Origin of the sequence: Nocardia lasii, assembly GCF_042658545.1 — a bacterium.
In the GTDB taxonomy this organism is placed as follows: Bacteria; Actinomycetota; Actinomycetes; order Mycobacteriales; family Mycobacteriaceae; genus Nocardia; species Nocardia lasii.
Genome location: NZ_JBHSQN010000015.1, coordinates 420,774 through 434,191, shown reverse-complemented (window position 1 = coordinate 434,191; position 13,418 = coordinate 420,774). Strand labels below are relative to the sequence as shown.

Genomic DNA, 13,418 nt, shown 5'->3' with positions numbered 1-13,418 from the left:
AACTCACCGCCAGCTCGGGAGCCAGAGGTGGTCCTGCCAGTTCTGTGGCGTGATCGCCTGGCCGGTGAGAATCGGCCACAGCCAGACGAAGTTCGCGATCACCAAGCCGAGGTAGATGCTCACGATCAGCAGCCCGAGCGCGTACCGCTCGTTGACCGGGGCGGGCAGATAGGTGCCCGTCGGACCGCGCGGGATGCCCGCGGGTCTGGCGGGGCCGAGGATGTCGCCGAGCGCGAGCGCCATGCCCATCACCAGGAACGGCGCGAGCACCACCGCGTAGAAGAAGTACATCTGCCGGTCCAGGGTGAGGAACCAGGGCAGCAGCCCGGCGCCGTAGCCGACCAGCACCGCCGCGTAGCGCCAGTCGTGGCGAACCACCGAGCGCCACAGCATCCAGCCGATCAGCGGCAGCGCCAACCACCACAGCGCGGGCGTGCCGACCGCCATCACGGCCTTCACACACTGTGCTTCACCGCAGCCGGTGACCGTGCCGTCGGCGTAGTAGTAGAGCATCGGACGCAGGCTCATCGGCCAGGTCCACGGCTTGGACTCCCACGGATGGTGGTTGCCCGCCGAATTGGTCAGGCCGGAGTGGAAATCGAGCGTCTCGCCCTGGTAGTACCACAGCGAGCGCAGTGCGTCGGGCAGGAACGCGAACGCGCCCCCGGTGCCGACCTGGTTGCCGACCGCGTACCGATACACCCCGTTCTCCCCGGCGAACCACGCCCAGTACGAGGACAGGTACACCACCGCCGGGATCACCACCAGCGCGTACAGCGCGGGCCCGACATCGCGGACCAGCGTGCCAAGCCACGGCCTGCGCACCCCGTAGGCGCGGCGCGCGCTCACGTCGAAGGCCACGCTCAACAGCCCGAAGAACACGATGTAGTAGATGCCCGACCACTTGGTGCCGCAGGCCAGGCCGAGCAGCACGCCCGCGCCGAACCGCCACCAGCGCACGCCCAGTCGCGGACCCCACGGCGACAACCCGACGCGCCCGGCCAGATCGGCGTGAGCCATCCGCTCGCGGACCTCGTCGCGGTCCACTATCAAACAGCCGAAGGCCGCGGTGACCAGCAGCGACATGAAGATGTCGAGCATGCCGATCCGCGAGGAGACGAAGGTGAGACTCTCGGCTATGAGCAGGACGCCCGCGATCGCGCCGATCAGCGTGGACCGGGCCATGCGCCGCACGATGCGGATCACCAGCAGCACCAGGACCGTGCCCGCCAGCGCCGCGGTGCCGCGCCACCCCCACGCGTTGTAGCCGAAGATCGCCTCGCTGATCGCGATGAACTGCTTACCGACGGGCGGGTGCACCACCAGGCCGTAGGCGGGGTTGTCCTCCAGGCCGCCGTTGGTGACCATCTGCCACGCCTGTGGGGCGTAATGCTTTTCGTCGAAGACGGGCGTGCGCGCGTCGGTGGGGTAGTTCAGATTGGCGAAGCGGGTGACCGCGGCGATCAGGGTGAGCACGCCGGTGACCAACCAGCCGCGCGCGGTGTCGAGCGGACCGAAGTCCGGTGCGGGCCGCAGCGGCGCCGGACTGACCACGGCCGACACGGGACGCGACGGGGGCATCGCGCGCTCATCGGTCACCGGGATCACGCCCCGATCGTAGGCGGTGGGTCCGACGAAGTCCGAGCCGACACTGCCACCCCTGTTCCCCGTCACATGCGGTGGATCGCCGCACCTCGGTGACCTGACAGTATGAACGGGCCACGACAGGCGGAGAGGCGGGACGACACTGTGTTGATCTTGGCGGCAACACCGATGGGCGACATCGGCGACGCGTCCCAGCGACTGCGCGACGCGCTCGGTTCGGCCGATGTGGTCGCCGCCGAGGACACCCGCCGCACCAAATCACTGGCCAAGGCACTCGGGGTGGAGATCACCGGCCGGGTCGTGAGCTTCTACGACCACGTGGAAACCGCCCGCATCCCCGCGCTCCTCGACGACATCGCGAGTGGACTGACGGTCCTGCTGGTGACCGACGCGGGCATGCCCTCGGTGAGCGACCCCGGCTACCGCCTGGTCGCCGCCGCCGTCGAACGCGACCTGCCGGTCACCTGCCTGCCCGGCCCGTCCGCCGTGACCACCGCCCTGGCCCTGTCCGGCCTGCCGGTCGAGCGCTTCTGCTTCGACGGCTTCGCCCCCCGCAAGGGCGGCCAACGTCGAGAGTGGTTGCGCACCTTGGCCTCCGAACAGCGCGCCATCGTCTTCTTCGAAGCCCCCCACCGCCTCGCCGACTGCATGGCCGACGCCGTCACCGTCCTCGGCCCCGACCGCCGCGCCGCCATCTGCCGCGAACTCACCAAGACCTACGAGGAAGTGGTCCGCGGCACGCTCGGCGAACTGGCGGCCTGGTCGGCTGACGGCGCCCGCGGCGAGATCACCGTGGTACTCGAAGGCTCCCAACCGGTTTCGGCCGAACCCGCCGAATTGGTCGACGAGGTCGAGACTTTGGTGGCCGGGGGGATGCGGCTCAAGGACGCGTGCGCGGAGGTGTCGGCCGGTCGCGGGGCGTCCAGACGAGAGTTGTACGACGCGGTGTTGGCGGCCCGATCGCAGGAGTGACTATTCCGAAAGCTATTGCCAGGCAATGCACTCGGGATGGCCGGTGAACTGAGGTTTATGGCATATGAGCGCGGTAGGCGTACGGTGTGGCTATGACCGAGCGACCGACGAGTCCGCACGATGCTTTCTGCCGTCGCATCCTCGGTCCATCTGGACCCGCTACGTCAGCGAGCACCCGGGCACCACGACACTGCCGCTGATCATTCCGCTGGTGGTGCACGCCAGTCCGAAGGGCTGGCGATGGAAAGCGGAAACGGAACTGTCCCAGCTGTTCAGCCTGTCGACGCGGATGCGGGAGTCGCTGGGAGATCTGGTCCCGCACATGCGGTACATCATCGACGACATGGCCACCACCGACCTGACGGAACTGCGCAAGCGCTCCATCACCCCGGCGGTGCTGGTGATGTTGTACGTGCTGAAGGTTGCCCCGGGCGGCGCCGACGCGGGCACCCGACTGTTACCGCTGGTAAAGGACGTCTCAGCGATGTTCGACGGCCCCAACGGCCGCACTGATCTGCAAGCGGTGGTGGAGTACATTGTAAATGTCAGCGATACCGATCCGGCGGGGTTCGATCCGTTGCTCGATCAGCTGGGAACGCAGGCGAAGGAGGTCATCGTGACTACGGCGGAGAAACTCGAAGCGCGCGGGGAAGCCCGTGGGGAAGCCCGTGGTGCGGCGTCGGGCTACGTGAAGGGCCAAGCCGAAACCTTGCTTCGATTGCTCGCTCGCAAGTTCGGTGAGGTTCCCGAGTCGGTGATTGCTCGAGTTCGGGCGGCCAGCTCGGTGGAGTTGGAGCGGTGGACCGATCAGATTCTGGTCGCTACCAGCATCGAGGACACCCTCAGCTGACGGCAGGGTCCCCGAGGAGACCCTGCCGTTCGACTATTCCTTCGGTTCCACGTAGCGCGGGAAGACCGGTTCGGGGGCGGGGAGGTCCAGGCCCGGGGCCAGGGGAGTGGCGATGTCGGCGAAGGTGCGGTTTTCCTGGGCGAGCAGGTCCAGGATCTTGGCGGCGGAGCCGGGCATGACCGGTTGGACCAGGATGGCGACGATGCGGACCACCTCGAGGGTGACGTAGAGGACGGTCGTCATGCGGGCCAGGTCCTCGTCGGTGCCCGACTTGCGCAGCGCCCAGGGGGCGTTGGCGGAGAAGTAGCGGTTGGTTTCGCCGAGGGTGAGCCAGATGGCCTCCAGGGCGAGGTGCATCTGCTGGACGTCGAACTCGGTGCGGCACTTGGCGAGCAGACCGTTGGCGCGGTCGAGCAGGGCGCGGTCCTCGTCGGTGAACTCGCCGGGGGTGGGGGACTTGGCGTCGCAGTTCTTGTTGACCATGGTCAGGCTGCGCTGGACCAGGTTGCCGAACTCGTTGGCCAGGTCGGCGTTGATGCGGCCGGCGATGGCGTCGTTGCTGTAGCTGCCGTCCTGGCCGTAGGAGATCTCGCGCAGCAGGAAGAACCGCACCTGGTCCAGGCCGTAGATGTCCACCAGCGCGAGCGGGTCGACGACGTTGCCCGTCGACTTCGACATCTTCTCGCCCTTGTTGTACAGGAACCCGTGCACGAACACCCGGTCCGGCAGTTCGATCCCGGCCGACATCAGGAACGCGGGCCAGTACACCGTGTGGAACCGGGTGATGTCCTTGCCGATGATGTGCAGGTTCGCGGGCCAGAACTTCTGGAACTCGGCCGAGTCGGTGTTCGGGAAACCGACGCCGGTCAGGTAATTGGTGAGCGCGTCGACCCACACGTACATCACGTGGTCGGGTTCGCCGGGCACCGGAACACCCCAGTCGAAGGTGGTGCGCGAGATCGACAGGTCCTTGAGCCCGGCCTTGACGTAGCTGATGATCTCGTTGCGGCGCGTGGACGGCGCGATGAACTCGGGCCGCTCCTCGTAGAGCGCCAGCAGCTTGTCCTGGTACTCGGAGAGCTTGAAGAAGTAGTTCGACTCCTCGGTCCAGGTGACCGGGGTCTTGGTCTCGGTGGACTCGCGGGTGCCGTCGGGCAGGAGGGTGGTCTCCTCCTCGGTGTAGAAGGCCTCGTCGCGCACCGAGTACCAGCCGGAGTAGTTGCCGAGGTAGATGTCGCCGTTGGCGAGCATCCGCTCCCAGATGGCCACGCTGGCGGCCTTGTGGTCGGCGTCGGTGGTGCGGATGAACCGGTCGTAGGAGATGTCGAGGGCCTTGTCCATCGCCTCGAAGACGTCGGAGTTGCGCGCGGCGAGCTCCTGCACCGGGATGCCCTCGGTGGCGGCGGTCTGCTGCATCTTCTGACCGTGCTCGTCGGTGCCGGTCATGAAGAACACGTCGTAACCGTCGAGCCGCTTGAAGCGGGCGATCGCGTCGGTGGAGATGTACTCGTAGGCGTGGCCGATATGCGGCGCACCGTTCGGATACGCGATGGCCGTGGTCACGTAGAAGGCGGGCGCCTCGGCGCCTTCGGGTGCAGTCATGGTGCCCATTACTGTAATCCGGGTGGCAAATACGAATCGTCCGGCTCCGCCCGTACCTCCGCCGCTCGCGCCGCTGATCGACGCGCACACCCATCTGGACGCCTGTGGCGCGACCGATGCCGCCTCGACCACGGCGATCGTGGACCGCGCCGCGTCGGCCGGTGTCGGGCACGTGGTGACCGTCGCCGACGACCTCGCCGCCGCGCAGTGGGCGGTCCAGGCCGCGCAGTGGGATCCGCGGGTGTACGCCGCCGTCGCCTTGCATCCGACCAGGGCCAACGCCCTCGACGACAAGGCCAAGGCCGAGCTCGAGCACCTCGCCACCGACCCGCGCGTGGTCGCGATCGGCGAGACCGGGCTCGACTACTTCTGGCCGGGCAAGCTCGACGGGTGCGCCGATATCGAAACCCAGATCGAGGGTTTCCGCTGGCACATCGACCTGGCCAAACGCGTGCGCAAGCCGCTGATGATCCACAACCGCGAGGCCGACCACGACCTGCTCACGGTGCTGCTCGACGAGGGCGCGCCGGACACGGTGATCTTCCACTGCTTCTCCTCCGACGCCACGATGGCGCAGGCGTGCGTGGCCGAGGGGTACGTGCTGAGTTTCTCCGGCACCGTGAGTTTCAAGAACGCGCACGAACTTCGCGAGGCCGCCAAGCTGGTGCCCGACGATCAGATCCTGGTGGAGACCGACGCCCCGTATCTGACCCCGCACCCGTATCGCGGGGCGCCGAACGAGTCGTACTGCCTGCCCTACACCGTGCGGGCGCTGGCCGAGGTGCGCGACCAGGATCCGGGCGAGCTGGCCGAGATCACCACCGCGAACGCGCGCAGGTTGTACCGGATTCGGTAGGGAATCGACCGCCGCAGGTCTGACTAGGTCCGTATACATCAAACGTGATGTGCATCACATTTCGAGCTCATTTCGTTACGTTATGGCTGCGTCTTCGCCGAATCGTGATCTGCGGTCCCGCTGATCGGGGCGGTTGCTGTTGTCGAGGGCCGACCTTGTCGTTATCGTTCTGTAACCATGTCGGCTTTCGCACGGATCAACTCGTCTCGCTCACCGCTGCTGTTCGCGGCGGTCGGAGCCATGCTGCTGATTCTGCTCGTCGGCGCCTCGCTGGCCATCGTGAACCACAAGACGGTCGCGATCGTCATCGACGGCGAGCGCACCGAGCTCACCACCATGTCCCGTGACGTGCGGGCGATCCTGGCCGACGCCGGCTACGAGGTCGCCGAGCACGACGAGGTCATCCCGGCCGTCGGTGCCAAGGTGAGCGACGGCGCCACCATCACGCTCAACCGCGGTCGCGAGATCACCGTGACCATCGACGGCGTGGAGCGCAAGGTCTGGACCACCCGCGCCACCGCCGGTGACGCGTTGGCCGCCATGCAGATCCCGTCCGACACCCACGTGGTGCCCACCCGCACCGAGAAACTGCCGCTGGCCGGTGCCGCGCTGAGCGTGTACACCCCGCGCAACATCTCGCTGGTCGACGGCGCCGCCGCACCGGTCGACGTGCGCCTGGCCGCCGCGACCATCGGCGAATTCCTCAGTGCCGCGGGGATTCCGCTCAAAGACGAGGACTTCACGGTGCCCGACGCCGCGACCCCGCTCGACGAGGGCATGCAGATCGTGGTGACCCGCCAGCGCACCGAACAGCGCACCGAGACCCTGCCGCTCGATCCCACCGAAACGGTGATCGAGGACGAGACCATGAACATGAGCCGCACCGTGGTCGAGAACCCGGGCGCACCGGGCCTGCACGAGGCCACGTTCGCGGTGAAGCTGGTCAACGGGGTGGAAGAGTCTCGCGTGCAGGTGCATTCGAACGTGCTCACCCCCGCCCAGCCCAAGACGATCCGCAAGGGCGCCAAGCCCGGCACCGAGGTCCCGCCCGTCCGCGACGGCGCCGTCTGGGACGCGCTCGCCCAGTGCGAGTCCACGGGGAACTGGGCCATCAACACCGGCAACGGCTACTACGGCGGCATCCAGTTCGACCAGAGCACCTGGGAACGCCAGGGCGGCACCCGGTACGCCCCCCGCGCCGACCTGGCCACCCGCGAGGAACAGATCGCCATCGCGGAGGTGACGCGGGCACGCCAGGGTTGGGGCGCCTGGCCCTCCTGCACCAGCCGCCTCGGCCTCGGCTAGGCCCCCCGCGCCGCCGGACGGCGTCGGCGGCTCCTCGGTCTGAGTCGAGTTCGGTCAGCCCCCGTGTGGCTCGGTGGCGTGGAGTCTGCCGCGCGGTAGGTTGTGCTCGTTTCGCCGGGTTTCTGCTGTGCTCGTGCGGTGGCTCGGCTCGTGGACGAGTCGACGGGTGGTGTGATGCTGACGGTTTCGGCGTGGCGGCGGGCGGGGCTGGCGTTCGTGATCGCGGCGGGGGTCGCGGTGGGGCCGGTGGGGGTCGCGCAGGCGGCGGCGCCGGGCGGGGTGATCGCGGTCGAGCGGGCCGACGGGTTCCGGGGGATGGGCGAAACGCAGATCATCGAATACTGGACGCGCGGTGTCGGCGGGGCGACCCAGCCGGCGAGCGGGGCGTTGTTCCTGCCCGTGGGTCCGGCTCCGGCGGGCGGATGGCCGGTCGTGGCCTGGGATCACGGCACCACCGGACTCGCGTCGGGGTGCGGTGGGATGTCGACCGAGGCCGGGCCGGCGTGGCCGCTGACGCAGGTGCAGTTCCTGCATCGCATGGTGGACAGGGGCTTCGCGGTGGTCGCGACCGACTACCTCGGGCTCGGCCGCTTCGACACCGGCCCGCACCCCTACCTCGGCCTCGACACCGAGGCCACCGCCACCATCGATCTGCTGCGGGCGGCCCGCTCGGTGCGGTCGGACCTGTCGCCGACATGGGTGGCGGCGGGGATGTCGCAGGGTGGGCAGGCAGCTTTGGGAACCGGGCACCGGCAGGCGAGCTACGCGCCGGAACTGGACTTCCGCGGCACCATCGCGATCGACCCGGAATCGGACGTGGAGAAGGTCGCCTCGGTGCTCGTGCCGGGCAACCCGGACCAACTCGGCGGCGGCATCCTCGGCTTCTCGGCGAGCATCCTGGCCGGTATGCGGGCCGCGCGACCCGACGCCCAGGTGGACAGTGTCCTCAGTCCGCTCGGGCAGCGGATCATCGCCGAGATCGGCACGATGTGCCAGGACGACATCGACGCGCGAGTAGCCGGTCTGACCCTGGGCCAACTGTTAGCGAAACCGCTCGGCGCCGAACCGTTCCGCTCCGCGATGGCCGACTACATGACCGTCCCGACCAGCGGCTACAACGCCCCGATCCTGCTGCTGGTCAACGCCACCGACCGCACCGTCCCCTCCCCGCTGCACGCCGCCCTGGCCGCCCAGTTCACCGCCAACGGCGTGCACTACACCCCGGTCGTCGGTTTCGGCGGCCACTGCGACCTGAATCCGACCATGTGGGCGGCGATCGACGAGTTCCTCGACCGGGTCCACTCCTGACCGGCGCGGCCGCGATGCGAGTCGGCTCACAGCTCGACGGCGTTACTGAGAATTTCGAGTTCATGAGACCGCGCGGCGTAGTCGCTGGTCACGGGCGAATTAGACGAGTTGCCGGTCGATAGCGAAGGGCCGAAACTCTCAGGTTTTCTACTGTACGGTTGTCCAGGTTCTGAGCCGATCGTTCCGAAAGGCGACCCTAGATGTCGACCACCATGAACCGCGCTGCGTTCGCGGCCACCCTCACCGCAGCGGCGCTGGTAACCGCCACCTTCGCGCCCGCCTCGGCGGAACCGGGCACCGCCCTCGCGACCGAACCACGCCCCGCGGACTGGCACCACGGACTCGGTGGTTCGGTGATCGAGTACACGACCACCGACTCGGCCGGCGCCGAGCGACCCGCCAGCGGCGCGCTGTTCCTGCCGTCGGGCGACGCGCCCGCCACCGGCTGGCCGATCATCGCCTACGACCACGGCACCCTCGGTTCCGGGCCGGGCTGCGGTGGGCAGGCCGATCCCGATCTCGCCCCGCTGCCCGCGAACCGGGCCGCCGAGGACGAGCTGATCGGACGCCTGGTCGACCAGGGTTTCGCCGTCGTCGCGCCCGACTACCTCGGCCTCGGCCGTTTCGACACCGGCCCGCACCCGTACCTCGAGGTGCGCAGCGAGGCCACCGCCACGATCGATCTCGTGCGCGCCGCCCGTGCCGCGAACGCCGATCTCTCGCGCACGTGGAGCGCCGTCGGCGCCTCCCAGGGCGGCCACGCCGCGCTGAGCACCGCCGCCCTCCAGGCGAGCTACGCCCCCGAACTCGACTTCCGTGGCACCGCCGCGGTGGACCCGGCCTCCGACGTGGAGAAAGTACTGCCGCTGCTCGGACCGGGGATCCCGGCGATCGAGGGCACCGCGGGCCTGACCGGGTTCACCGTGAGCATCCTGGCCGGGCTGCGCGACACCCACCCCGAAGCCGAGGTCGATTCGTACCTCACTCCCAAGGGGCGGGAAATCCTGGACGCGGCAGGCGGCCAGTGCATCGACGAGATCGTGGGCGAGGTGAAGGGCCTCGGTCTGGGCGAACTGTTCGCGCGGCCGCTGTCGGACGGTCCGTTGCAGGCGGCGCTCACCGAGTACATGACCCTGCCCACCTCCGGCTACGACGCCCCGATCCTGTTGCTGGTCAACGCGACCGACACCGTGGTGCCCTCGCCGCTGCACGCCGCGCTCGTGGCGCAGTTCGCGCTGGGTGGGGTCGATGTCGAGACGGTCGTCGGGTTCGGTCAGCACACGACGCTGAGCCCGCAGATGTGGACCGCGCTCGACAATTTCGTACTGCGTATCAATTCCGCGCCGCCGCTGCGCTGATCTCGGGGTCGCGGACCCGGTCGATCAGTACACTTCGGCCGAGATCGTGACCGCCCGGTAGGAGACCGAACTGTGCTGAAGAACCCGATTCGCGCGACCGTGGTCGCCGCCATGGCCGCGAGCGCCCTGGTCGCCGCGGGCTTTACCCCGGCCGCGGCGGCGACGCCGGGCACGCTCATCTCGGTGCAGGCCGAACCCGCGGGCTGGCACGGCCTCACCGGGGGTTCCTCGGTCGAGTACTGGATGACCGACTCGTCCGGCGTCGCGCGTCCGGCCAGCGGGGCGATGTTCGTCCCCGAAGGCGACGCGCCCGCGGGCGGCTGGCCGATCGTGGCCTACGCCCACGGCACCTCCGGCTCCGGCCCCGGCTGCGGCGGTCAGGCCGATCCGGAACTCGCGCCGCTGCCCGCGCACCGGGCCGCCGAGGACCGGCTGATCCAGCGACTCGTCGGCCAGGGCTACGCGGTGGTGACCCCCGACTACCTGGGCCTCGGCCGCTTCGACACCGGCGCGCACCCCTATCTCGAGGTCCGCAGCGAGGCGACCTCGGTCATCGACCTGGTCCGCGCGGCCCGCGCCGCCGACCCGGCGCTGTCGCGAACCTGGACCGCCGCGGGCACCTCCCAGGGCGGCCACGCGGCCCTGAGCGCGGCACATCTACAGGCCGAATACGCCCCCGAGCTGGACTTCCGCGGCACCTTCGCGATCGACGCGGCCTCGGATGTGGAGAAGGTACTGCCCTTCCTCGGACCCGACACCCCGCCGCTGCTGAGCTCGGCGGGCACCACGTCGTTCCTGGTCAGCATCCTGGCGGGGCTGCGCAACGCCCGCCCCGAGGTCGACGTGAACTCCTACCTGACCGAGCGCGGCCGGGCGATCGTCGACGCGGCCGGTGGCCAGTGCCTCGACGAGATCTTCGCCGCGACCGGCGGTCTCACCTCGGCCGACCTGCTCACCCGTCCGCTCGCCGGGCTGCGCGGGGCGCTCGACGCGTACATGATGCTGCCGACCAGCGGCTACGACGCCCCGATCCTGCTGTCGATGAACGCCACCGACACCGTCGTGCCGTCCCCGCTGCACGCCGCGCTGGTGGCCCAATTCGCCGCCAACGGCGTCGACCAGCAGGTGGTGCTCGGCACCGGAACGCACGGCTCGGTCTCGCCCGAGCAGCTCGCCGCCATCGGCGCCTTCCTCGACCGCGTCAACGCGGCCCCGCCACAGCGCTGAGCTGCCCGGTCGGCGAGGTTGGTAGGTTCAAGCAGTGTCCGAACCAGAGAATTCCGCTCGCGGTAGTGCAGCCCTGCTCGGTCCGGTCGAGGTGCGGACGCTGGCCGAACGGTTCGGCGTCCGGCCGACCAAACAGCTCGGCCAGAACTTCGTCCACGACGGCAACACGGTGCGGCGCATCGTCGCCGCGGCCGGGGTGGGCGCGGGCGACACCGTCCTCGAGGTCGGACCGGGTCTCGGTTCGCTGACCTTGGCGCTGCTCGATGTGGTCGACCAGGTGATCGCCGTCGAGATCGACCCGGTGCTGGCGAACTACCTGCCCGAGACCGTCACCGATCGCGCGCCCCGACTCGTCGACAACCTGCGGGTGGTCGAGGCCGACGCGCTGCGGGTGCGGCCCGAACAGCTGCCCGCCATGCCGACCGCGCTGGTGGCGAACCTGCCCTACAACGTGGCCGTGCCGGTGCTGCTACACCTGCTGGCGATCCTGCCGAGCATTCAGGTGTCGCTGGTGATGGTCCAGGCCGAGGTGGCCGACCGGCTCGCCGCCGAACCCGGCAATCGGGTGTACGGGGTGCCCAGCGTGAAGGCTGGGTTCTTCGGCAAGGTCCGCCGCGCCGGGCACGTGGGCACGCAGGTCTTCTGGCCGGTGCCGCGCGTGGAATCGGGGCTGGTGCGCATCGACCGGTACGCCGAACCGCCGTGGCCGATGGACGAGGCGCATCGTCGGCGCGTGTTCGAGGTGATCGACGCGGCCTTCGCGCAGCGGCGAAAGACATTGCGGGCGGCCCTGTCCGGCTGGGCGGGCACGCCCGCGGAGGCGGAGCGGCGGCTGGTCGCGGCCGGTATCGACCCGACCGCGCGGGGCGAGACCCTCGACACCGCCGCGTTCGTCCGGCTGGCGGCCACCACCTAGACCACGAACGGGACCTGCCGAGTGTTCGGCAGGTCCCGTTTCGCGTGCGATCACTCGCTGAGCGCGTAACCGGCTTCGTCGACCGCGGCGGCCACGTCGGTGTCGGTCAGCTCGCCGGCGCTGTCGACGCGCACGAGCCCGCTGGCGAGGTCGACGTCCACGCCGGTGACGCCGTCGATCTTGCCGATCTCCTGCTTGACCGAGCTCACGCAATGTCCGCAGGTCATCCCTGTGACGGTGTAGGTGCTGGTGGCCATGGCCGACTCCTTCGCTGTGAAAAATACGGGCCAGGGGTATATCCCCGACCCGCACGAACATACCCCCAAGGGGTACCTTGCGCAAGGGTTGGGCGCCACCGTCGGAGTTCGACGCGCGTACCAGTCGGTAGGACCGATTACGCTTGGTAATCGTGCTGTCAGTTGTGCCCAGCCCGGTCGTCGTGCGAGCTCCGTCGAAGGTGAACCTGCATCTCGGAGTCGCTGATCTGCGCCCGGACGGATACCACGACCTCACTTCCGTTTTCCAGGCGCTGTCGCTGGCCGACGACCTGCGCCTGGCCCCCGCGTCCTCGCTCACCGTCCGGGTCACCGGCGAAGGCGCCGCCGACGTCCCCACCGACCGCACCAACCTGGTCTGGAAGGCCGCCGTGCGCCTGGCGCACCTGGCCGGGCGCGCGCCGCTGGTCGAGATCGCGATCACCAAGGGCATCCCCGTGGCAGGCGGCATGGCGGGCGGCAGCGCCGACGCCGCCGCCGCGCTGGTCGGCCTCAACGAACTGTGGGATCTGGGCCTGAGCCGCGACGAACTGTCCTCGATCGCCGCCGAGATCGGCAGCGACGTGCCGTTCTCCCTGCACGGCGGCACCGCCCTCGGCACCGGTCGCGGCGAACGGCTGCTCCCGGTCCTGTCCCGCAACACCTTTCACTGGGTCCTCGCCCTGGCCAAGGACGGCCTGTCCACCCCGTCGGTCTTCGCCGAACTCGACCGCCTGCGCGCCGAGGGCGACCCGCCCCGCCTGGGCGACCCCCAGAAACTCATGCAGGCCCTGGCCGCGGGCGACCCGCACACTCTCGCCCCACTCCTCGGCAACGACCTGCAAGCCGCCGCGCTGTCACTGAAGCCGGAACTGCGCCGCACCCTGCGCGCGGGCGTCGGCGCGGGCGCGCTGGCTGGTCTGATCTCCGGCTCCGGCCCCACGTGCGCGTTCCTGTGCGAATCCGAGGAGGCCGCGATCGGGGTCGCCGCCGAACTTGCGGGTGCGGGGGTGTGCCGCAGCGTCCGCACGGCCAGCGGGCCGGTCCCAGGGGCGCGCGTGCTCGACAGCGAGGCCCACGGCCGCCGCTGACCGTGGCCGCCCCGGCCCGCCCCCGCGCGTGCTCGACTCCGCTGACTGCCCTGACCGGGGCGAGGAAGTGACAG

General features: G+C 69.6%; 12 protein-coding genes. 9 read left to right on the top strand and 3 right to left on the bottom strand.

The genetic code is table 11. The features are described 5' to 3' along the window. Positions 1 to 3: 3 nt before the first annotated feature. Complete coding sequence (locus ACFP3H_RS24145; protein WP_378609377.1) at positions 4 to 1,608, bottom strand: dolichyl-phosphate-mannose--protein mannosyltransferase; 1,605 nt, start codon at positions 1,606 to 1,608, stop codon at positions 4 to 6. A 102-nt stretch (positions 1,609 to 1,710) separates the two neighbouring features. On the opposite strand from ACFP3H_RS24145, the gene rsmI reads away from it, so the two are divergent. Next, entirely contained in the window at positions 1,711 to 2,577 is an 867-nt protein-coding gene (gene rsmI / locus ACFP3H_RS24140) for a 16S rRNA (cytidine(1402)-2'-O)-methyltransferase (protein WP_378609376.1), read from the top strand. A 64-nt stretch (positions 2,578 to 2,641) separates the two neighbouring features. Further along, positions 2,642 to 3,427, top strand: coding sequence for a DUF4351 domain-containing protein (locus tag ACFP3H_RS24135; RefSeq protein WP_378609375.1), 786 nt, complete (start codon positions 2,642 to 2,644; stop codon positions 3,425 to 3,427). Between the two features lie 33 nt (positions 3,428 to 3,460). Here ACFP3H_RS24135 and metG read toward each other — a convergent pair whose 3' ends face one another. Further along, positions 3,461 to 5,029, bottom strand: coding sequence for a methionine--tRNA ligase (gene metG, locus ACFP3H_RS24130; protein ID WP_378609373.1), 1,569 nt, complete (start codon positions 5,027 to 5,029; stop codon positions 3,461 to 3,463). On the opposite strand from metG, the gene ACFP3H_RS24125 reads away from it, so the two are divergent. From ACFP3H_RS24125 to rsmA, 6 genes are all read left to right on the top strand, one after another. Next, entirely contained in the window at positions 5,028 to 5,885 is an 858-nt protein-coding gene (locus tag ACFP3H_RS24125) for a TatD family hydrolase (RefSeq protein ID WP_378609372.1), read from the top strand. The genes metG and ACFP3H_RS24125 overlap by 2 nt on opposite strands. A gap of 177 nt (positions 5,886 to 6,062) precedes the next feature. Then, entirely contained in the window at positions 6,063 to 7,190 is a 1,128-nt protein-coding gene (locus ACFP3H_RS24120; protein ID WP_378609370.1) for a transglycosylase family protein, read from the top strand. Positions 7,191 to 7,364: 174 nt separating this feature from the next. Beyond that, positions 7,365 to 8,498 carry an alpha/beta fold hydrolase gene (locus tag ACFP3H_RS24115; protein ID WP_417629270.1) on the top strand — a complete coding sequence of 378 codons (1,134 nt, stop codon included), beginning with the start codon at positions 7,365 to 7,367 and terminating at the stop codon, positions 8,496 to 8,498. Positions 8,499 to 8,698: 200 nt separating this feature from the next. After that, the gene (locus ACFP3H_RS24110) at positions 8,699 to 9,856 is read left to right on the top strand and encodes a lipase family protein (RefSeq protein ID WP_378609367.1); all 1,158 of its coding nucleotides are present in this window, start codon (positions 8,699 to 8,701) and stop codon (positions 9,854 to 9,856) included. A gap of 72 nt (positions 9,857 to 9,928) precedes the next feature. Further along, on the top strand, positions 9,929 to 11,083 hold the full coding sequence (locus ACFP3H_RS24105; RefSeq protein WP_378609365.1) for a lipase family protein: 1,155 nt from the start codon (positions 9,929 to 9,931) through the stop codon (positions 11,081 to 11,083). Positions 11,084 to 11,117: 34 nt separating this feature from the next. After that, complete coding sequence (rsmA, locus tag ACFP3H_RS24100; RefSeq protein WP_378609364.1) at positions 11,118 to 11,999, top strand: 16S rRNA (adenine(1518)-N(6)/adenine(1519)-N(6))-dimethyltransferase RsmA; 882 nt, start codon at positions 11,118 to 11,120, stop codon at positions 11,997 to 11,999. Positions 12,000 to 12,049: 50 nt separating this feature from the next. Here the strand turns inward: rsmA and ACFP3H_RS24095 are convergent, their stop codons facing one another. Next, positions 12,050 to 12,256, bottom strand: a complete 207-nt coding sequence (locus ACFP3H_RS24095; protein ID WP_378609362.1) for a heavy-metal-associated domain-containing protein — start codon at positions 12,254 to 12,256, stop codon at positions 12,050 to 12,052. 152 nt (positions 12,257 to 12,408) lie between these two features. Between ACFP3H_RS24095 and ACFP3H_RS24090 the strand changes: the two genes are divergently transcribed. Beyond that, complete coding sequence (locus tag ACFP3H_RS24090; RefSeq protein WP_378609361.1) at positions 12,409 to 13,344, top strand: 4-(cytidine 5'-diphospho)-2-C-methyl-D-erythritol kinase; 936 nt, start codon at positions 12,409 to 12,411, stop codon at positions 13,342 to 13,344. The last annotated feature ends 74 nt before the right edge of the window (positions 13,345 to 13,418 follow it).